At 60.0% G+C, this 20,200-nt stretch carries 20 protein-coding genes; 6 read left to right on the forward strand and 14 right to left on the reverse strand.

Going from position 1 to position 20,200, the window contains the following annotated elements; genetic code table 11:
- The 13 genes from U9R81_RS15390 to cpaB form a co-directional block, all read right to left on the reverse strand.
- A partial coding sequence (locus U9R81_RS15390) for a shikimate dehydrogenase family protein (protein WP_416180976.1) occupies positions 1-412 on the reverse strand: 412 nt, incomplete at its 3' end.
- Positions 391-1,473, reverse strand: coding sequence for an endolytic transglycosylase MltG (gene mltG, locus U9R81_RS15395; RefSeq protein WP_322496313.1), 1,083 nt, complete (start codon positions 1,471-1,473; stop codon positions 391-393). The genes mltG and U9R81_RS15390, both read right to left, overlap by 22 nt.
- A 181-nt stretch (positions 1,474-1,654) precedes the next feature.
- Positions 1,655-2,080 carry a hypothetical protein gene (locus tag U9R81_RS15400; RefSeq protein WP_322496314.1) on the reverse strand — a complete coding sequence of 142 codons (426 nt, stop codon included), beginning with the start codon at positions 2,078-2,080 and terminating at the stop codon, positions 1,655-1,657.
- Positions 2,016-2,258: a hypothetical protein gene (locus U9R81_RS15405; protein ID WP_322496315.1), complete on the reverse strand. Its 243-nt coding sequence runs from the start codon at positions 2,256-2,258 to the stop codon at positions 2,016-2,018. Before U9R81_RS15405 ends, U9R81_RS15400 begins: the two co-directional genes overlap by 65 nt.
- On the reverse strand, positions 2,255-2,812 hold the full coding sequence (locus tag U9R81_RS15410) for a pilus assembly protein TadG-related protein (protein ID WP_322496316.1): 558 nt from the start codon (positions 2,810-2,812) through the stop codon (positions 2,255-2,257). The genes U9R81_RS15405 and U9R81_RS15410 overlap by 4 nt, the downstream gene beginning before the upstream one ends.
- 19 nt (positions 2,813-2,831) lie before the next feature.
- Positions 2,832-3,233, reverse strand: a complete 402-nt coding sequence (locus tag U9R81_RS15415; protein ID WP_322496317.1) for a TadE family protein — start codon at positions 3,231-3,233, stop codon at positions 2,832-2,834.
- A 15-nt stretch (positions 3,234-3,248) separates the two neighbouring features.
- On the reverse strand, positions 3,249-3,662 hold the full coding sequence (locus tag U9R81_RS15420) for a TadE/TadG family type IV pilus assembly protein (RefSeq protein ID WP_322496318.1): 414 nt from the start codon (positions 3,660-3,662) through the stop codon (positions 3,249-3,251).
- Positions 3,625-4,917 (reverse strand): vWA domain-containing protein, encoded by a 1,293-nt coding sequence (locus U9R81_RS15425; RefSeq protein ID WP_322496319.1) that lies wholly within the window; start codon positions 4,915-4,917, stop codon positions 3,625-3,627. Before U9R81_RS15425 ends, U9R81_RS15420 begins: the two co-directional genes overlap by 38 nt.
- A gap of 18 nt (positions 4,918-4,935) precedes the next feature.
- Positions 4,936-5,871 (reverse strand): type II secretion system F family protein, encoded by a 936-nt coding sequence (locus U9R81_RS15430; RefSeq protein ID WP_322496320.1) that lies wholly within the window; start codon positions 5,869-5,871, stop codon positions 4,936-4,938.
- A 9-nt stretch (positions 5,872-5,880) separates the two neighbouring features.
- The gene (locus tag U9R81_RS15435; RefSeq protein ID WP_322496321.1) at positions 5,881-6,867 is read right to left on the reverse strand and encodes a type II secretion system F family protein; all 987 of its coding nucleotides are present in this window, start codon (positions 6,865-6,867) and stop codon (positions 5,881-5,883) included.
- Positions 6,868-6,885: 18 nt separating this feature from the next.
- The gene (locus tag U9R81_RS15440) at positions 6,886-8,283 is read right to left on the reverse strand and encodes a CpaF family protein (RefSeq protein ID WP_322496322.1); all 1,398 of its coding nucleotides are present in this window, start codon (positions 8,281-8,283) and stop codon (positions 6,886-6,888) included.
- Positions 8,284-8,325: 42 nt separating this feature from the next.
- Positions 8,326-9,576, reverse strand: a complete 1,251-nt coding sequence (locus U9R81_RS15445; protein ID WP_322496323.1) for an AAA family ATPase — start codon at positions 9,574-9,576, stop codon at positions 8,326-8,328.
- A 28-nt stretch (positions 9,577-9,604) separates the two neighbouring features.
- Complete coding sequence (gene cpaB / locus U9R81_RS15450; RefSeq protein WP_322496324.1) at positions 9,605-10,369, reverse strand: Flp pilus assembly protein CpaB; 765 nt, start codon at positions 10,367-10,369, stop codon at positions 9,605-9,607.
- Between the two features lie 428 nt (positions 10,370-10,797).
- Here cpaB and thrC point away from each other — a divergent pair, with 428 nt between their 5' ends.
- The 3 genes from thrC to rlmD all read left to right on the forward strand — a co-directional run bounded on the left by thrC (position 10,798) and on the right by rlmD (position 14,418).
- Positions 10,798-12,126: a threonine synthase gene (gene thrC, locus U9R81_RS15455; RefSeq protein WP_416180977.1), complete on the forward strand. Its 1,329-nt coding sequence runs from the start codon at positions 10,798-10,800 to the stop codon at positions 12,124-12,126.
- A 41-nt stretch (positions 12,127-12,167) separates the two neighbouring features.
- Positions 12,168-13,160 (forward strand): STAS domain-containing protein, encoded by a 993-nt coding sequence (locus tag U9R81_RS15460; RefSeq protein ID WP_322496326.1) that lies wholly within the window; start codon positions 12,168-12,170, stop codon positions 13,158-13,160.
- 67 nt (positions 13,161-13,227) lie between these two features.
- Positions 13,228-14,418 (forward strand): 23S rRNA (uracil(1939)-C(5))-methyltransferase RlmD, encoded by a 1,191-nt coding sequence (gene rlmD, locus U9R81_RS15465; RefSeq protein ID WP_322496327.1) that lies wholly within the window; start codon positions 13,228-13,230, stop codon positions 14,416-14,418.
- Positions 14,419-14,495: 77 nt separating this feature from the next.
- On the opposite strand, the gene U9R81_RS15470 is transcribed toward rlmD, so the two are convergent.
- Positions 14,496-15,227 carry a plastocyanin/azurin family copper-binding protein gene (locus tag U9R81_RS15470; protein WP_322496328.1) on the reverse strand — a complete coding sequence of 244 codons (732 nt, stop codon included), beginning with the start codon at positions 15,225-15,227 and terminating at the stop codon, positions 14,496-14,498.
- A gap of 114 nt (positions 15,228-15,341) precedes the next feature.
- On the opposite strand from U9R81_RS15470, the gene U9R81_RS15475 reads away from it, so the two are divergent.
- From U9R81_RS15475 to U9R81_RS15485, 3 genes are all read left to right on the forward strand, one after another.
- Complete coding sequence (locus U9R81_RS15475; RefSeq protein ID WP_322496329.1) at positions 15,342-16,253, forward strand: DMT family transporter; 912 nt, start codon at positions 15,342-15,344, stop codon at positions 16,251-16,253.
- A gap of 168 nt (positions 16,254-16,421) precedes the next feature.
- Complete coding sequence (locus tag U9R81_RS15480) at positions 16,422-19,250, forward strand: response regulator (protein WP_322496330.1); 2,829 nt, start codon at positions 16,422-16,424, stop codon at positions 19,248-19,250.
- The coding region (locus U9R81_RS15485; RefSeq protein ID WP_322496331.1) for a cellulose biosynthesis cyclic di-GMP-binding regulatory protein BcsB at positions 19,247-20,200 on the forward strand (954 nt) is incomplete at its 3' end. The genes U9R81_RS15480 and U9R81_RS15485, both read left to right, overlap by 4 nt.

Here is a 20,200-nt window from a genome sequence, read left to right on the forward strand (position 1 = left end):
CCGCCCCCGACGCGCCGAGAATCACCGCCTCTTGCCCGGCGGGTGACCATTCGGCGGCGGCCAGATCGGCCAACAATCCCGGCGCATCAGTATTGGTTCCCAGCAGCCGGCCATCAGGTTGGCGCACGATGGTATTGACCGCGCCGATGCGGGCCGCCAACGGGTCAAGCTCATCGAGCAGCGGCATCACCGCCTGCTTGTGCGGCAAAGTGACATTTGCGCCAAGGAACTGCGGTTGGCGCAGCTCGGCGATGCGGGCCGGCAGGTCAGCGGCAGTCGTTTGCACGGCGCGGTAGCGGGCAGCAATGCCGAGCGCCGCCAGCGCCGCGTTGTGCATCGCCGGCGAACGGGAATGGGCCACCGGATCGCCGATCAAAATAATTTCAGCCGTTAGGGTCGATTCTGTTGGCACGCCAGCCACTCCGCTTCATAAGCGCGAAACTCTTCGATCGTCGTCGCGAACTTATGCGAACCGTCGAGTTCGCAACTCGCGACAAAGAACAGATACGGCGATGACTCATCCGGTTGGGCTGCTGCAGTGAGGGCGGCAAGGCCGGGGGCGGCGATAGGCCCCGGCGGCAGGCCCGGCGTGATGCGCGTATTATACGGGCTTTGGATGGCCAAATCGGTCACGGTTAAGTTACGCTTCCACCATGTGCCTTCAGTGGCGTCGTAGCCGATCGCATACTGGACGGTGGCGTCAGCGCCGAGCAAGCCGCCGCCGAATGCCGGGGCGTACTGGGGCTTGAGCCGGTTCCAGAAGACGGCGCTGATCTGGGGCATCTCGCTGAGCAAGGCTGCTTCGCGTTGAATAATCGAAGCCATGGTCACAATCTGATGCACCGTCACCCCCGGCACGCGCACCGCTCGTTCGATGGTGCTGTACTGTTCAACAAAGCGATCGAGCAGCTTGCGCACGATCGTCTCGGCGTCAGCCGAGGGCGCAAAGCGATAAGTGTCGGGGAAGAGATAGCCTTCGAGTGTTGCGCCTGCCGGCAAGCTATTGAGCAAGAAATAATCGGCGCGGAAGCGGTCGCCATCGCGCGCCACGGCCAAAAATTCGCTCTCGCTGACCAGACCGGCGGCGGCAATGATGTTGGCAATCTCTTCGAGGCGCAGCCCTTCAGGGATCGTAATCTGAATATCGTTGACGACGCGCCCGCTTTGCAAGACGATCAGAATCTCGCTCATCGTCATGGTCGGGCTCAGCACATAGCGCCCGGCCTGTATCTGTTGATCAAGACCGCGCCAACGCACCAGCGCCCGAAAGAGGGCCGGTTGGCGGATCAGACCGGCCTCGCCGAGCCGGGTGGCGATGTCGTTGGCCGTTTCGCCGGGGGCGACGACAAACTCAACTGGCGTGCCGGATGTGGCTGGCGTTGCGCGCAATTCGCTGAGGAAGATATAGCCGGCGCAGGAAACTACCAACGCCAGCAGCGAAAGGCCGAGTAACAGTGCGCGGACATGCCGCATTGCGCTAACCTCCCTTGCGCCGCAGGGGGCGCAGCGTATGCAATGGTGCGGTACGGGCGGATGTTGCCCATCAGTTGCCATTGTACACTGACATGGGCAACGCTGCGCGATGATTATCTTGCAATAACGACCGGGCACGGCAGGCCGTGCCCGGCGGGAAGCGATGGTGCTGCTGCTTGATCTAGCGGATCAAGTTAATGGTGTAGGCGCCGCCTTCAAACGCGGTCGAACTAATGCCGCCGGTAAAGAGCCGCACACTCACAAAGCGGGCGCTGAGGTAGCTGCACTGGGGCGTCCCGTTTTGCCCGTTAGGCGGCGGCGGGGGAAATCCGGTGCGACACGCTTGGGAATTGCTGCCGTTGAGGTTGTAGGGCGGATCGTCAACCCGGCCATCGCCATTGGCATCGACGTGCGTATCGGGATGGAGCAGCTTAATCGTGACAAAGCCGATAATCCGGTACGAGATGTTGTTGCCGGTGCCTTGGGCTTGATCGAAGACTGGCACAAGCCCCACCGGACGGGTGCGCGCGCGATACTCAACCTCATCGGTGAGGGCGTCGCCCAGCGCACCGGTATTGACCGGTATTGACTGGCAAGAGATCGCCAATGTTGATTTGATGCCGGGTGCCTTGGCACCAGAAGTAGGTTGGGGTGTCGCGTGGCGTTGCACTGCCGCAGTCGTTGCTATTGCCGTTCGCCGGATTGCCGTTGGGCACCAGATCAACCGCCCCGAAGGCGCCGGGCAGATCTTTAAAGCTGCCGTTCTGCGGCCCAAAAATAATCACCTTGCCACCCTGTGTTTGCATCGCTTCGGCGGCCTGCCGCGACACGGCGAGCGGGATGAGTGCAGCGCCGGGGGTGCGCCAATCGGGCCGTAAGCGGCTGTTGCCTGCGCATTAGCCGGTAGCCAATCAAAGCCGAGCACTGGGATAAAGAAGGTAGCAAACCGGTACGAAATGGTGACTTGGATCCCGCGCGCTTCAGCGGGAATGGCCGCGCCTGCCACCACTGGGCCGATCACCGAGCCATTACGGCGGGTGTAATTCGCCGTCCAAGTCAAATCGGTAATACCGGTCAGATTTTGCGCTGCCAACGCTTGTTCGATGGCAGTACGCACCGCCGTGCTAGTCTGATTGGCCTGCCGGGCCAACAACAGGCCGCGCGTACCGGCGAGGGCCACGGCATCGGCAGCGGTTGAAGCGCGGCGACGGTGCTCGAAGACAAACGAACCGTCAACCGCCAAGCCGGTGAGGGCTAGTATCGCGACCAACGCGAGCGCAAAGACGACAATCGATTGGCCACGTTCGCGTCGTCGCCATTGGGTGCTTATGAAGCGCATTCCTCTCCCCCTCGTTCCCTTAACAACCGCCAATTAACGGCACGGTCGTTTCACTGTTGAGCGTCAGATTCCCTAACGGGCCGATGTTGAAGAAGAGCGGTTGAAACGGATAACGAATCTCGATGCGCGCTTGCGGCGTATTGGTGTTGCACTGGCTGCGCGCGATGGTAATCATTGCATCGGTAACCGGCGGTTGCAACCGATTCAATTCGGTGCGCACCCGGTTGCGGATGTCGGTGTCGTTGGCGGGATTTTGGGTGGCAACGTAGCCTGCTTCAGCGACCGCCGAACGCAGCGCCATGCGCACGTTAATCGCCATTGCGGCATCGAACATGCCCATCAGCAACACGATGAGCACCGTGACGATCAAGGCCGTCTCAACCAGCGCCTGTCCTTGGTTTTTCGGTCGTGATAGATGCATAGTTTGCCCCGCACATTAACAGCCGGTTGCGATAGTGCGTGATGAGGTGGCGGTAAACGTCGGATCGCCGATGATCGCACCGCTCAGCGGATCGAGCATCCGCACCTGATAGGTGAGGGTAACGGTGACGGGAGCGCCAAAATTGCGATTGCCGGTGTAGGTAATCACGAGATCATTCTGCACCCGATTGAGGTCAATCACCCCCGGCAGCCGGTCGATCACTTGGGCGCGAATGGCGGCGAGATCGGCATTGGTTGGGCAGGGCCGTACCATGGCCGCGCGCGCGCCTTCACACACCGCATACTCGACTTGGGTGTTGACAAAGAGCACGTAACCCCAAATCATCACCCCCAGCATCAGCAGCAAGAGCACTGGCGCCACCAGCGCAAATTCAACGAGACTCTGCCCGCGCCGAATAGATCGCCGCATCGTTCGCCTCCTCTACAGTTGCTAGGAGTTGCCCGTTACGCACCGTCACCGCCACGCGCAGGGTTTCACCGGCGACAATCGTGAGGGTTTGCAACGGCGTGCCTTGTTCATCACCCACCATCATGGTGTAACGTCCCGGCGTGACATCAACAATTGTGTCGAACGGCGCCCGGATCAGTTCGTTGCCGTGCTGGTCGTACAACCGGAAGACCGGCGTGATCGCGCGCGACATCGCGGCCACGAGTTGCTCGACGTTATCAGCCGTGTAGTAGGCACCCTCAGCCGCAGCGGCAATCGCTTGCAAGCTGCGTTCTTGCTCGTCATTCACCGCGAAGCCGATCGCGTGCAACTGAGCATACGGATGCGATGCGCGCATTTGCGTGGCCACCGCCACCGGATCGCCGTTGCAACTCTCTTCGCCATCGCTGAGGAGCACGATGCTGGCCGGTTGTTGCGGATCGAGCAGTTGCAGCGTTGCGGCGAGACTAGCGGCAATCGGCGTTCGTCCCCACGGCGCCGGCGTGATCGCAGCCACCTTCGCCTGCAATAACGCCGGATCGAGCGGTTCGGGGACGGCAACCAATTCGATGTCGCTGCAATCATGCGGACGATTGCGACCATAGGTATGCAGCCCAACCGGGATGCCGGCTGGCAAGCGGTCAATGAGCTGTTGCAAGGCCGTGCGGGCAATGGCAATCTTCGGTTTGCCGCGCAACCGCGCTAGCATGCTGCCGGAAGCGTCGAGGATGAGATGGATCTGGCTAACGGTCGGGAGCACGAGCGGCTCGTCGCCAGCGTTGAACACGACGATGCGGCCCATATCAGGCGCGAGCGGCGGCAGATTGCTGGCGGCGCCGGTGCGATCGGTGACCGTTCCGGCAATGACCGCTTGGCCGATCGGGGCGAGGGTCTGCGCCAACCCGCCTTGCCACAGCGTAGGCGACGCCATACGGCCAATCAGGCCGGCGAGCATCACGCAGACGGTGAGGAAGAGGACGGCGCCGGCGATGCGCGGCAGCGATGACCGGCGCCACTGCCATTGCCAGCGCCTCGACGCTGGCGCTGCACGGGGTGGTTCGCGCCGGCTGAGCGCCAATTGCAACCGGACGGTAGCGGCCAGCTCTTCAACCTCGTGGCGGTTATCACCGGCAGCAATGAGCGCTTCGAGCGTCTGGAGCGCGGTCTCCAGTTGACCGGCGCGGAGTTGGTTAAGGGCTTCTTCAAGTGAAGGCTGCGATGGCGTTTCCGCGATCATACAAGTACCCTGTCTGTGTTATAACCCAAGTTCGACAAAGCGCACCACGGCCGGTCCGAGCAGGACGGCGAAGATCGCGGGAAAGATCAGAAAGACGAGCGGAAACATCATCTTGACCGGCGCTTTATTGGCCTGTTCGTAGGCCCGTTGTCGCCGGCGGACGCGCATATCATCGGCCTGCGTGCGCAGCACACGGCCAATGCTGACGCCCAATTCTTCGGCCTGATTGATCGCAACCACAAAGCTGCGCACATCTTCGACTTGGGTGCGCTGCGCCAGCGCATTCAACGCTTCACGGCGCGGGCTGCCCATCGCCAAATCGCGCAGGGTGCGGCTGAACTCGCGCGCCAGCGGATGCGACCACTTCGTTACGATCTCTTGCATGCCGCTTTCAAAGCTGAGGCCGGCTTCGGTCGTCACCACCATCAGATCAAGCACATCAGGCAGCGCATTGATAATCTGCTGGCGGCGCTGGTTGATCCGGCGGCCAAGCCAGAAATCAGGGATGACAAAGGCGACGGCAACAAGCAGCAGTGCGATGCCTACAGTGTTGAAGGTGAGCGGCGGCTGCAATCCGACCCACCCGGCGCCAACGGCGCCGGCTGTAATCAAGGCCATCAGCAATTTCAAGCCGGCAAACTCGCTGGCTCCCATGCCGCCGGGATTGCCGGCCTGCAACAGCCGCTGGTGGAGCGTATCAAGCCAGTGTTGCGGCCAGAACCACAGCGCAAGCTGGGCGATGGAGGCGGCAATAGGCACAATCACGCGCTGGCTAAATGGGCGGGCCAGTTCTTGCTCGCGGATGACGACCGGATGCTCTTCACCATTGACCAGAAAGGTATCGAGCCGGCGGCGAATATCAGCGTGGCGGCGCACCTGTGTCAGGCCAAGCACCATCAACCAGACACTGGCCCCGGCAAGAGTGCTAATGGTGATCAGGATGGTCAGCGACATGGTTGCCTCTCAGATGCGAATGTTGGCAATGCGGCGAATGACGATAAAGCCGGAGATCCAACAGATGCCGGCGATAATCGGGATCAAGATCGGCCAGCCGGGCTTAAAGACGGTGAGAATGTAGCCGGGATTAATGGTGAAGATAAAGAGCGCCAAGCCAATCGGGATCAAGCCGACAATCCATGCTGAGAGGCGTTGCATCGAGGTCATCACCCGCACCTCTTGGCGCAGCTTGCTGCGTTCGCGGATGGTGCTGCTGATGTTTTGCAAAATCTCGGCGAGATTGCCGCCGACGCGGGCATTGATCTTGATTGCCGTAACCACCATGCCCATATCGTCCGATTCCATCCGCTGGGCAAGATTGTCGAGCGCGTCGGCTAGCGGCAAGCCGAGCGTGATTTCTTGGCGCGTGCGTTCAAACTCAAGGCGGGTCGGCTCGCGCGCTTCTTGGGTGACCAAGCGAAACGCCTGCACCAAGCTAAAGCCGCCGCGCAGGCCATTGACGATAATGGTGAGCGTTTCGGGCAACTGGGCATTAAATTCTTGGCGACGGCTGCTCTGCCGCAGCGCCATCCACCATGCCGGCAAGAGGAAGCCAAGGATGGCAGCCGGCAAGACCACCAACAGATTGTGCCAGATCCACCATGCCACGCCGGCCAGCAGCACCGGCACCGCGGCGCGCAGCAGCAAATACTCGGCAGTGGTGAGCGGCACATTGGCCTGCTCGAGCGAATGGGCAATGCGGCGGGCAAAGCTACGCCGGCTCATCAACTCATTCAGCCGTTCGGTGATTTGCGCGCCGGTGAGCTGACGTTCGGCGCTCTCACGGGCCAACTGTTCGAGTTCAGAGGTGTAATGATCGCGCAGCCGGTTGCGCAGCACTTCGCGATCGCTTTGGAAGGAGCGCCAACCGATGACTACGAACGCTAGGCTCAGCAAGAGGCCACCGCTCGCCGCCAGCGCAATCAAGATCGAAGGTTCCAACAGGTACCACATCGTGTTCACCTCGATGAGTTAGCGCTCGTGGCGCGAGGCGCCAAAACCGAAGATTTGCGGCGGCAGGTAGAGATCGTGGCTGGCCAGTTGCTCAAGGAAGCGCGGGCGAATGCCGGTCGGCGCCATCCGGCCTCCCACTTGCCCGTCGCGCATGCCTTGCTGCTGGAAGACGAACAAATCAGACATCGTAACCACGTCGCCTTCCATCCCGGTCACTTCACAAATCTTGGTAATCTTGCGCGAACCGTCCTTCAAGCGGTCGAGTTGGACGATCAGGTTGATCGCCGAGGCGATCTGCTCGCGGATAGCCCGTTGCGGCAGATCGAGACCGGCCATCAGCACCATCGTCTCGAGGCGGTGAATGGCGTCGCGCGGGCTATTGGCGTGCAGCGTAGTCATTGAACCATCGTGGCCGGTATTCATCGCCTGCAACATATCGAGCGCTTCGCCAGCGCGGCACTCGCCGACCACGATCCGGTCGGGGCGCATGCGGAGGGCGTTGACGACCAGATCGCGGATCGCTACCTCTCCCTTGCCTTCGATGTTTGGCGGCCGGGTCTCGAGCGTCACCACGTGGCGTTGTTGCAAACGCAGCTCGGCAGCGTTCTCGATCGTGACGATGCGCTCATCGGGGGGAATGAATGATGAGAGCACATTGAGGATCGTCGTTTTGCCGGTGCCGGTACCGCCCGAAACGATGATATTGAGCCGGCCTTGCACGCAGACCCGCAAAAACTCCATCATTTCGGGCGAAGCCGAACCGCGCGCGATCAGATCATGCACGGTCAACGGCTGCTTGAAGAACTTACGGATGGTCAAGGTCGGCCCATTGAGGCACAGCGGTGGGATGATGGCATTCAGGCGCGAGCCATCGGGCAAGCGGGCGTCCACCATCGGCGTGGTTTCATCGCAGCGGCGGCCAAGCGGGGCAATAATCCGGTCAATGATCCGGCGCACGTGTTCGTCGTCCATAAAGGTGGCGCCGGTTTCCTCGATCTTGCCATTGCGCTCGATCCAGATCTGATGGGGGCCGTTAACCATAATCTCGGTCACGGTGTCATCGTGCAAGAACGGTTCGAGCGGCCCTAACCCAAGCAATTCAGCTTGGGCGAACTTGATCAGCCGAACCCGTTCGCGTTCCGAGACGATGCGGCCGCTGCCATCGAGTTGTTCCGTCACCAACACCGCAATCCGGCGGGGAAAGTAGTCGGGGTCGCGGCGGGCGCTGGTTGGTTCGGGTTCCGCCAGCAACTTGGCCTGCACCGCCGCCACCAATTCGCGGTCTTCGCGGGCAGCGACGAGTGGCGCCGTCGTGCGGGGACCCAGTGATGGCGCTTCGGGTTGCGGCGCGGGCGCCGGCGCAACCGGTTCAGGCAGATTGGTCGATTCAGGGCGAGAGAAACGCAGCCGAGCCATAGAGAAACCTCGCTAGCAGATGATGTAAGCTGGAACGGATTGTTATCGCTTCCACGCCGGCAAGAAGCTCTTGCCGCCAAACCAACCGCGCTGCTCTTTGCCCTCGTTGGGGGCCAGCGAGAGCAGTTCAACCTGCTCGCCGGCGATATGGGCCGCCAACTTGCGCAGTCGCACCGCCGCCCAGCTCTGCGCATTCGACATCACCAGCGGAATGCCGCGATTAATGCTGTACGTCACCGTTTCACCGGCGCTGGGAATATTGGCGCTGACCGGTTGGCGCAGGTGCTGCTGCACATCTTCGAGCGCGATGCCATCGACGCTGGGGAAGCGATTGAGCACGATCGATACCGAACCCTTGAGGATATTGTGCTGGCGGAGATAATCAAGGAAATGGCGGGCATTCTTGAGTGCCGGCACTTCAGGGGTGGTGACCACCAGAATGTGGTCGGCCTGCGCCAGCAGGGTCAGCGTGATCTCGTCGAGGAAGCTCCACGTATCGACGATAACGTGATCGTACCGTTCGAGCAGCGCATCGAGCACGCGATCGATCTGGGCGCCGGTCACTTCGCCGGCGAGTTCGGGCGTGGTAGGGGCGAGCAGCACATCAACCCCCGAAGAGTGGCTTTGCATCACAGCGCCCATCAGCTCATCATCGATCTCGTCGCTGCGCAGCACCAGATCGGCCAGCGTATGGCGCGACCACAGATTCAGATGGGTGCCGACGTGACCAAACTGCAAGGCCAGATCGGCCAAGGCCACCCGGCTGCCACTGAGCTGGCGCAGGGCAACCGCCAAATTGGTGGCGATAAAGGTGGTGCCGGCGCCGCCCTTGGGCGAAATCACGGCAGTCAGTTTGCCGCGGCCGTGGCCACGCGCGGTGGGCGTGCTGCCGATCTGGCGGCGACGGTTGAGTTCAACATCGAGCGCGCGCCGTACACTCGCAACCAGCTCGCTGTAGCGCACCGGCTTGGCCAGCACATCGCGGGCGCCGGCCAGCATCAACCGGCGGAGACTCGCCATATCCTGCTGTTCGACAAGCGCAATGCACACGACCGAGGGCAAGCTGGCGTAGATTTGGCTGATCAGTTGTTCGGTCTGCGCCACCGGTCGATCAACAATCACCACATCGGGCCGGGTCTGCCACACCAATTCCAACCCGCTGGCGGCGACACCTACCCGTTCGAGCCGGTTGGTATCAGGTTCGGCAGCCAGTCGCCGGATCCAATCGGCATCCAGTTGATCGGCGCCGGTGAAGACCACAATCCGCATCGAACGCTCATTCACGATAGTCATAACGCAGTACTCCTTTGTGGGTAGGCGCCTAGCGCAGGCGGTAGCGGCTCATTAAGGCATCAGTGTCAATCGAGGGCGCAGTAAACGGTTCGCGATCGCGGATCGAGCGCAGAGTGAAGTCAACCACACCGCCAACGTCCTTCACTTGCTTGATCAAGACTGCCTCTGCCGGATCAACCAGCAGCAGCAACGAGACCGGAGCAGTTTCGCTGCCATCGGTGACGGTGGAATGGATCACGCGAAACACCTCGATGTTTTGCAGGGTCACCCCGGTGACAATAATCGGATCGCGGCCTAGGTCAACTTCAACCGGCACGCTCAGCAGCAGATCGAGCCGGTCGCCGGGGCGAATAATGTCGAGTTCAGCTAGCAGATCAAGCACGGGGAAGGCGAACAACACTTTACCAGCGGGGATTTGGCTGCTGATCGGCGCATCGGTGGCGCTGGCGAGACTGCGCGCAGTAAAGAATTCACCGGCGCCAATCGGCACGATCGTGATCTGGTTCTCGAGTTCTTGCGGCGAAGTAATCGCCGTGGGTGGCACTAAATCGACTGGAAACTCTTTTACCACCAGATCAGGGCTGCTGATCAATGCTCCCATTTCCAGCGAGCGCGCCGCGACTGGGATCGGGATGGTGGCTGCTGACCGTTGCGCAGCAAGCTGCACCTCTTGGCGGGCCTGCTCGATCGCGCGCAGCTCTTGTTGCCGGATGAGGTAAAATACGAGCAGTCCTGTGCTAATGGCGAGGATTGCGCCAAGACCGATGAAGAGCCAACCGTATCGCCGATTCACCGCTGTTCTCCTTGCCCAAGACTGATTGCCGATAGTGACACATGCCTGTTAATTGGCAACCGTATCATAGCGAGTGAAGGCATATTTGTGAAATAACAAATCATTTAATCAATATGTACAATCACCCTTCAAGATGAATATTTTTAGCGTGACGGCGGAATTATTTGTTGGTTGAACTTGTCAATATGAGAAAATTACAAATTCATGACAATAATTTTGGGTCATTAGAAAGCGAAGAATCGCCTATTTGCCTTTGATGTTGTGTGGAAAGACAGGGAAACGTGTAATAGCGACTTATCTGCGAGGGTGGAGCGTAGGCGTAATGCGTCGCAGATGGGATGCTTCTTTGATGAGAGAACTGATAACTGGTTGGAGCCATTGACCATCTTAGTCGCCAATCGCAAGCACTACAAGAGGAGCGCATGACAATGTATCACGCATGGTTTGCCGCCCAAGACGATCCCAACGAGCGGTACCCGCTGACGGAGGTGGTGTATTACAGCCGGTCAGGCGGTTTGCTCGAGGTGCAGCACGACATGGCTGCGCTGGCCCAGCGCAGTCCGGAAGAGTGGAAACGGATCTTCGATGAGCGCTGGATGCGAACTGCGTGGCCGTACGGCAGTGGCGTGTGGGGGAAGAAAGAGTGGGTCTGCCCGATCGTTGCTGACGACAACGTGGTTAGTATGTTTGAAGGCGGCACCAATCTCTTCTGGGCCGAGCGCTTTGGGCGCGAGATTGGGCTAGATGATCTCTGGATCAAGATGTGCGGCAATTCGCACACCGGCTCGTTTAAAGATCTCGGTATGACCGTGCTGGTCAGTGTCGTCAAGCAGATGATCAGCGAGGGCAAACCGATCCGGGCGATTGCCTGCGCTTCGACGGGAGACACATCGGCGGCGCTGGCGGCGTATGGCGCGGCGGCTGGCATTCCGACCATCGTCTTCTTGCCGAAAGGCAAGGTGAGCATTGCCCAGTTGGTGCAACCAGTCGCGCATGGCGCGCTGGTGCTGGCGCTCGACACCGATTTCGATGGCTGCATGCGGATCGTGCGCGAGATTACGGCCAACCCTGACAACGGCATCTACCTCGCCAATTCGCTCAACTCGCTGCGGATCGAGGGCCAGAAGACCGTCGGGATCGAGATTGTGCAGCAGTTTGATTGGGAAGTGCCGGATTGGATCATCATTCCCGGCGGCAATCTCGGCAACACCTTTGCGCTCGGCAAAGGTCTGTTGATGATGCACGAACTTGGGCTAATCAACCGGTTGCCGCGCATTGTGACCGCGCAAGCGGCGAATGCTAACCCGCTATACCGCTCATACCTCACCGGGTTTCGCGAGTATGAGCCGATCAAGGCGCAGCCGACCGCGGCGAGCGCCATCCAGATCGGCGATCCGGTGAGCATTAATCGCGCGATCAGCATATTGTGCCGGTTTCATGGGATTGTGGAACAGGCGACCGAGCAAGAGCTGGCCGATGCCGCGGCCCGCGCCGATCGCACCGGCGTGTATGCCTGCCCGCACACCGGGGTGGCGCTAGCCGCGTTGATTAAATTGGTGCAACGCGGCGAGATCAAGCGCAGTGATCGGGTCGTGGTGATCTCTACCGCGCATGGCCTTAAGTTCAGCCGCTTCAAAGTCGAGTATCATGAGGGCACATTGCGCGATGTGGTTGGGCACTATGCCAACCCGCCGATCGAACTACCGCCTGACGTCGATGCCGTGCGCCGCGCGATTGGGCAGCGGTTTGGGGAATGACGCCAAGCGAACGTTACCCGCCTATCAGCGAAGGAGGTCATGTGAGAATCGATCAACGCCAATTAGTTTTCGCCCTTCTCGGCGGCATGGCCGGCTACACATTGGTGCGCGGGTTGCTGAACATTATCTTTGGCGATCCGGTGGCCACGATCATCCCGACGTTTATCGTTGCGGCGATCTTTGCGCTGGCCACGTGGCTGTACTGGCGGGGTTGGGAGGAGGCGCGCTTTTTGGCTACGGCTGGCGTCGCGTTGGTAGTCGCGATTGCCTTGCCGCTCAGTCGAGAGTCAATCGTGCTCTTTACGCCGCTGGCGTTTGCGGTGGCGATCACCAATACGCAATGGGTGGCCGGGGTTGGGTTAGCAATGCTGGTCATTTTGCTCGGTCGCGATATTGCTGATGGCGCGTTCAATAGCGTCTACGCTAGTCTTGCCGTTGGGGCCAGCTATCTCGTCCAAGTGACCGCCTTTGCTGCGGCGCGCTTTGTGCTTGATATGGCCCGGATCGAAGCCGAGCGCAATGCCGCGCAAGCCCAAGCCGCCAAAGCTGAGATCGAGGAGCGGGCAACGGTGATCGAGCAACAGCAGCGCGAGCTGGTCGAGCAAAACCAGCGCCAGCAAGAGTTGATCGAGCTGGTCAGCCAGCTTGAGACGCCGGCGGTGCGGATTGCCGAGGGAGTGTTGCTAGCGCCGCTGGTGGGCGGGATCGATAGCCGGCGGGCGAGCCAGATCACTAGCCGGTTGCTCGAACTGGTCTATGAACGGCGGGCGAATCTGGTGATTCTCGATGTGGCCGGCGTGCCGGTGATCGATACCGCAGTCGCTAATGCGCTGACGCAGACGGTGCGAGCGTTGCGTTTGCTTGGTTGCCGGGTGACGTTGACTGGCATTTCGTCGCAGGTAGCGTTGACCTTGACGCACATTGGGATTGAGTTGACTGAGCTGGAAGTGGCGGCATCGCCGCAAGAGGCGTTGCAGCGTTGGCTGAGCGAGCAGAGCGTGCTGGCCCGCAATCAGCGTCATGGGTTGAATTGATGCGACCGAGACGGGAGGTAATGGTGAAACAGAGCGTCAGCAGCGCCGCTGGATGTGAGCATCTACTATGACATTGACCGGTAAGACGCTGCGCAAGGCGATCGTTGATCGGGCATTGGCCGGACAACCAACGTCACCCTTGTGCCCGCATGCGCGGGAATGTGGCGGGTGCGCGTTTCAAGATCGAGCGTATGCCGATCAAGTGGCGGCGAAAGCTGCCGTTTTACGTGAACTGTACGCGAGCGGCGGGATCAGCGTTAATGGGTTTGAGGTTATTCCCTCGCCGAACCCGTTTGCCTACCGCACCCGGATGGATTACGTCGCCACGAAGGGGCGCTTTGGCTTGCGAGCGCGCGGCAAATTTAATTACATTATCGAACTTACGACGTGCCATTTGATCCCGCCAGCAGCTTTTGCGGCGGCGCAAGCGGTGTGGCGGCGGGCCGGCGAGTTGGGCTTGCCCGATTACGATATTCGGGCCCATACCGGTTTTTTGCGCTACGTGGTGGTGCGACGTAGTCCAAACGACGAATGGCTGATCGCGGCGGTGACGGCTGGTGGCGGTGATGAAGCAACGATGGCTGCGCTGGCTGAGACGGCACTGGCCCAGCCGGGGGTAGTAGGCTTTCACTGGCTGGTTAACGACATGCTCACCGATCTATCGTTCGGCGAGCCGCGCCGGCATTGGGGTGCGGCCGAGCTGGTGATGCGCATTGGCGAGATGGTCTGTTTCGTTGGCCCCAATACCTTCTTTCAAAATAATGTCTATCTCGCGGATCGGTTGATTGGCGATGCGGTTGAGGCCGCGGCGGTTGCGCCAACCATGCGGGCAGCCGATCTCTACGGAGGCGTGGGCGCGATTGGATTGCATCTGGCCCGGTGGGCAGCCAGCGTTGATTGCGTTGAAGCGGTGGCGGAAAGCGTCACTTTGGCGCAGCGCAATGCGCTTGCCAATGGTGTTGCCAACTTCAACCCGATCTGTGCCGATACGCTGGAGTACTTGCGCGCGCAGCCAGCGGGCAGCTTGCCGGTGATCGTGGCCGACCCGCCGCGTACCGGCTTAGGGCCGCAGGTATGCCAAGAACTCCTTAGAATTGGGCCGCAGCGGATCGTCTACGTCTCGTGCAACCCGCTCACCCAAGTTGCCGATCTCCAGATGTTAACGACAGTGTATCGCGTGATCAGCCTGCGCGGGTACGATATGTTCCCGCACACGCCGCATGTCGAGGCGACTGCGGTATTAGAGCGGGCAGCATAAGCTGAGCGCAGCGGGATGCTTAGGGGTACAGCATCCGCGCCTGCGCTCTGCCAGAGCCGAGCTTGTCCGCCTTACGCTTACGGCGTCACCGTCAGGGTGCCCTTCATGCCAGCCAGATAGTGACCGGGGAAGGTGCAAATATAGAGATAGGTGCCGGGGGGCGGCGTGCGGAAGGTCACGCTGCCGGTTTGGCCAGCATTGAGCATTGCCGTCCATGCCAGAGCGCCGGGAGTGCTGGGAGGCGGAACGAAGAGACCATCGGCATTAGCTTGAGCCGCATTGTTGACAGCGGCGCCCACATCATCACCGCCGTTGACCAGCACCCAGTTGTGCTGGACGCCGAGATTGTTTTGATTCACGAACTCAAGCTTCACCACGGTGTTAGCAGGTAGGGTCAGAGAAGTTTGGGCAAAGGCCAAGCTGTTCGGATCGGCTAGGATCTGAATTGTTTGCGCGGGAGTTTCATTAACCACATTCTCACCACCGGGTTCATTCGCTGCTTGTACGGCTGGGGCTTTGGTAGGCTGGGCAGCCGCAGGAGCCGCAGTGGGGCGTGGGGTGGCGGTGGGGCGGGGGGTAGCGGTAGGACGCGGCCCGGAGGCGACAAACCCGCCCTGATTGGCATTGAAGGCGATTATGATCATCAGAGCAATGAACCCAAGACCAAACGCCAACCCGATCATCACGCTGAGGGGTGGCCCGCCGGCGCTGCCGCCTGAGAAGCTTGAGCCACCATTGCCGCTGCTGCGGCCACTACTCCCGCTGCTGCGCGAACGAAAACTACTTTGTCCGGAACCTCGCCAGCTCATCTGGAACCTCCTCGTCATTCGGCCTGATATCGTGATATTCGGCACAGACCATAGTTTAGCATAAAATGAGAACCTGATGAACGCGAGTATTATACTGAAAGAAAAAGAATCTGCATGAAAAGCCACATCGCTGTTTCATCCCGTCTCACAACTATTGCTCCGTTCCTGTTTGTGCTGCTCTGGAGCACCGGATTTATAGGGGCACGCTTCGGTTTGCCGTACATCGAACCATTCACTTTCCTCAGCATCCGCTTTGTCCTCGTGTTACTGATTCTGGGCGGCTTGACAGTGATGTTTCAGCAGCCATGGCTCTCGCAACCTCGTGCCTACGGGCACAGCGCAATCGTTGGGATCCTGCTCCACAGCGGCTATTTGGGCGGGGTCTTTTTTGCGATTGATGGCGGCATGCCGGCGGGTCTCACGGCGCTGATCGTCAGTTTGCAGCCGATCTTGACCGCACTGATCAGCCAGTGGGCGCTCGGCGAGCAGATCGCGTGGCGGCAATGGTTGGGGTTGGCGCTTGGGCTGATTGGCGTCGCGGCGGTCGTATGTGATAAACTGATGGTAGCCGGGCCGCCGCTGGTTACGCCGGTTACGCTGACAGCGGCGATCATCGCCTTGCTGGCCACTACTGCCGGCACTCTGTACCAAAAACGATTTGGCGCCGGATTGCCGCTGCTGAGCGGCACGTGGGCCCAATATCTGGGGGCGCTGCTGATGACAGCGCCGCTGGCGTTGGTGTTTGAAAGCCATACGATTGATTGGCAGCCGGCCCTGATCGGAGCGTTGCTATGGTTGACGCTCGTCTTATCAATTGGTGCGATTTTGCTCTTGATGCTCTTGATCCGCGCGCGTTCAGCAGCGCGAGTGTCCAGCCTGTTTTATCTGGTGCCGCCGGCAACCGCAGTTGAAGCATGGTTCTTGTTTGGCGAGCGGCTCGGTTGGCTGGCGGTTGGCGGGTTGGTCATCGCTTCGGTTGGGGTAGCGCTCGTGGTGATAGCGCCGCCGGAACCTAGCCGCCGATAGGGAAGGACGTCAACGAATGTTGTCAGGAATTTTTAATCCGAATTGCCCAATTCGCTACACCACGGTTCGTAAGAAAAACGTTCAATCGAGTATGATAATACTTAACCGATGGATCGTCTGAGGGCACGTGATGCGCCGGATCAGACGGCTGAGGGAGCGTAAGATGGTATGAAGGCAAATCCTAATGAGGCGCACTCCCTCTTCACAGATCTCCAACAGCAGTATCTTGCCCAGATCGAGACAAAGATCAGGCAGATCGAAGCAATTTGGGCGCGATGGCAAGACGGCGCCTTGCAACCAGATGATCTGTACGAGCTACAACGGATTGCGCACAATTTGGCCGGTTCAGGGGCGACCTTCGGGCTCGCAACGGTCAGTGATGCGGCGCGCGCGCTTGACGTTGCCCTGCAGCCGGTGATCCAGCGGGCCGCTGCAGATGAGGTAGCGGCGAGTCTGGCGTCACTGGTGGAAAGGCTGCTCGATGCGATGCGCAATCACAACGCACCAGCGCCGCAATCGCTCAGCCGTGGACAATCGGCGGTGGCCACGACGCTGATTTATTTGGCTGGGCGCAATCAGGACGAGACGGAGGAATTAGCGCGCCAAATCGCTTATTTTGGTTATACCACGACGCAGTTTCTCAGCAGCGCCGAACTGCTAGCGGCAGTCGAGCGTCAGATGCCGAATGTGCTCATTCTCGATCTTGATCTGCAAGAAGGGGAACAGAGCGGCATTGCTGCGGCTGCCTTCTTGCATGATCGATACGGCCAAACGCTGCCGATTTTCTTTACCGCCAGTTCATCAGATTTCACATTGCGCCTCGCTGCGGTGCGGGCCGGCGGGCGCGGCTATTTCACGCGCCCGATCGATATCGGCTTGCTGATCGATCAGATTGATCAAATGACGCAGCAGGTGAGTGCAGAGCCGTATACGGTGCTGATCGTTGACGATTCGCCGTTAATGGCAGAGGTGTATGCGTTGGCGTTACGGGCGGCTGGGATGCGGGTGGTGACCACAACCGATCCGCTGGAAGCGCCGATGTTATTGGCCGAACATCCGCCGGATCTCATCTTGCTCGATGTCTATATGCCCGGCTGTAACGGGCAGGAATTAGCCGCAGTCATTCGCCAGCAGCCGGAATACCACGGCATACCGATTGTCTTCTTATCGGGAGAAACCGATCGCTCGGCGCAGTTGGCGGTGTTGGCGCAAGGTGGCGACGATTTTCTGACGAAACCTATCAATTTAGAGCATCTGGTGGCCGCGATCAGTTCACGCATTCAGCGAGCGCGGGCGATGCGCAGCTTGATGGTGCGTGATAGCCTCACCGGGTTGTTTAATCACAGCGTCACCCAAGATTTACTGACCCGCGAGGTGGCGCGTGCGCGCCGGAGCAACCAGCCGTTGTCGGTGGTGTTGATCGATATTGACCATTTCAAGCAGGTCAATGATCGGTACGGCCATCAATCCGGCGATCGGGTTTTGAAGAGCTTGGCCCGATTGTTGCGGCAGCGGCTGCGCGCGACTGATTTGATCGGTCGTTATGGCGGGGAAGAGTTTTTGATCGTGATGCCGGAAACGCGGGCAGCGAGTGCGGCAATGGTCATTGACAGCTTACGCGAGCGGTTTGCCCATATCGAACATCAGCGCGAGGGAGCGCCGTTGCGAGTGACGTTTTCAGCCGGCATTGCTGAATGGGGGCAGGGGATTGATGCCAGCGGGTTGGTTGAAAAGGCTGATGCGGCGCTGTATCAGGCCAAGCGGCATGGCCGCAATCAGGTCTTGATCGCCGATGCGCAGATTGGGCAACCGCCGCAGCGCCGCGTCTTGTCTTTAGCCTCCAATCGGCTCCACAATGCGCCGGTCGTGTTGGTCGTTGATGATGATCCGGATATGGGCCGGTTGTTACAACTCTGGCTCGCTAATGCCGGCTATCGGGTCGAATTGACGCGTAACGGGTTTGAGGCATTGCAGCGGATTGCCCAAGGTGGGATTGACGTTGCGTTAATTGATATTCTGATGCCGGAAATCAGCGGGATCGACGTGTTGGATAACGTGCGCCAGATGGGACCGGAGCCGGCGGTGATTATGACGACCGCGTTCGGCTCAGAGCAGATTGCGGTGAATGCGATACGCCACGGCGCCGACGACTATCTACGCAAACCGATCGATCGGCAAGAGCTGGTGGTCGTCATCGAGCGCACGCTGGCGAAACTCCGGCTGCGACGCGAGAATGCCGCCTTGCAACGCCGGCTCGACGAGAAGCGGCGCGAATTGGAAGCTGAAATCAAACATGCCGCGCAGATTCAATCGGAAATGTTGCCGCAGCAAATGCCGCGTCTGCCGGGGTACACGATTGCGGCTCGCTGCATCCCGGCGCGTGAGGTTGGCGGTGACTTCTACGATTGGCACTTCCCGGCCCCGCATTTGTTAAATCTGACGTTTGGCGATGTGATGGGTAAGGGAATGTCGGCAGCGTTGTTGATGACGACGACGCGCGCGGTGATTCGTTCGGTAGCGCGCGATACATCGCCAGAAGTTAATATGCAGTATGCGGTGAACGCTTTGCATGCCGATCTTGATCGCACCAACAGCTTTGTGACGTTGTGCCATTTGCAATTAAACTTAACTGCCCATACCCTAGCCTTTGTTGATGCCGGCCATGGGTTAGGCTTCATCCGGCGCCATGGCGGGCAGTGTGATCGGCTCGAACCGCGGGGTGCGCCGCTGGGCATGTTCTCGCATGAACCGTACCGGCAAGGTGAAACGGCGCTGAACCCCGGTGATGCCTTGATCTTGTTCAGTGACGGGTTGCTTGATCCGTGGCCGGCATTAGCGCGCAATCCGCTCCAGATTAACGACCTGCTCGCCGATGGGATGTCGGCGACCGCGATCGTTGACCGGTTGTTGGCACTGCCGGCCTTGATCGGCCCATTGACCGATGACTTGACAGTGGTGGTGCTCGCGCGTGATAGATTGTCAGAGGAATCAGCATGATCCTGTGGATGCGGTGGTGGCTAGTCTTGCTCGTGATCTTGCTCACGGTCATTGCTCCGGAGCCAGTCCAAGGCCAAAGCGCGGCCAAACGCTTTGCCGACCTTGGCTACGGCGACCGCACTGCGCGCGGGATCGATGCGGTGCTCGACTATTATTTTCCGATCCCGACCGGGTTGCGTCCGGCGAGCGATGGCTTATTAACGTTACGGTTTAGCCACTCGCCATTGTTACGGCCTGATCGATCAACGATAACGGTTGCATTGAACGGACAGTCGCTGGCGAGCACCCGGCTGACGGCGGAAAACGCCGCCGATGGCGCGTTGGCCGTGCCATTGCCGGTGGCCGGTTTTACCGGGCCGGGGTTGTTTGTGCAGGTGCAGATTCACATGCGCTTGACCGATGACGCCTGCGAAGACGTGCAGAATCCGGCGTTATGGACGGTCGTGAGCGGTGATTCAACCCTCCGGCTGGATTTGCAACCGGTAACGGAAGGAACCTTGGCCGATCTGGCGGAATTGTTTGCGCCGTTGCCCCTCAGCGCACCTACCACTCGGTTGCCGCCGGCACTGGTCTTATCACCAGCCACCGATCCGGCGATTTTACGGGCAGGCGGTATTGCGGCCTTTGCGGTTGGGCAATGGTCAGCGCTGGCTAGGCAAGATCCGGTCTTGACGGTGGCAGACGCGCTTCCTGCCCAAGCTCCTACGATAGTGGTCGCCTTAGGGCCGTTGCCGGCGGGAGATTGGGGGACGGTGCGCTGGAATGGCACTGCCTATGAAGTGGATGGGCAGACGATTCCGGCGGATCACGGCATTTTGGCATTGGCGCCTACTGCGCCGCAACTGCTCGTGGCAGGTGCAACCCCCACTGCGCTAGAGTACGCCGCGCGGGCTTTAACGACCACGTTGCCGGCGGCGCCGGTCTTGGCGGCGCCGGCAGCGCCACCGGCG

This window comes from Chloroflexus sp. (genome assembly GCF_034435895.1).
Classification (GTDB): domain Bacteria; phylum Chloroflexota; class Chloroflexia; order Chloroflexales; family Chloroflexaceae; genus Chloroflexus.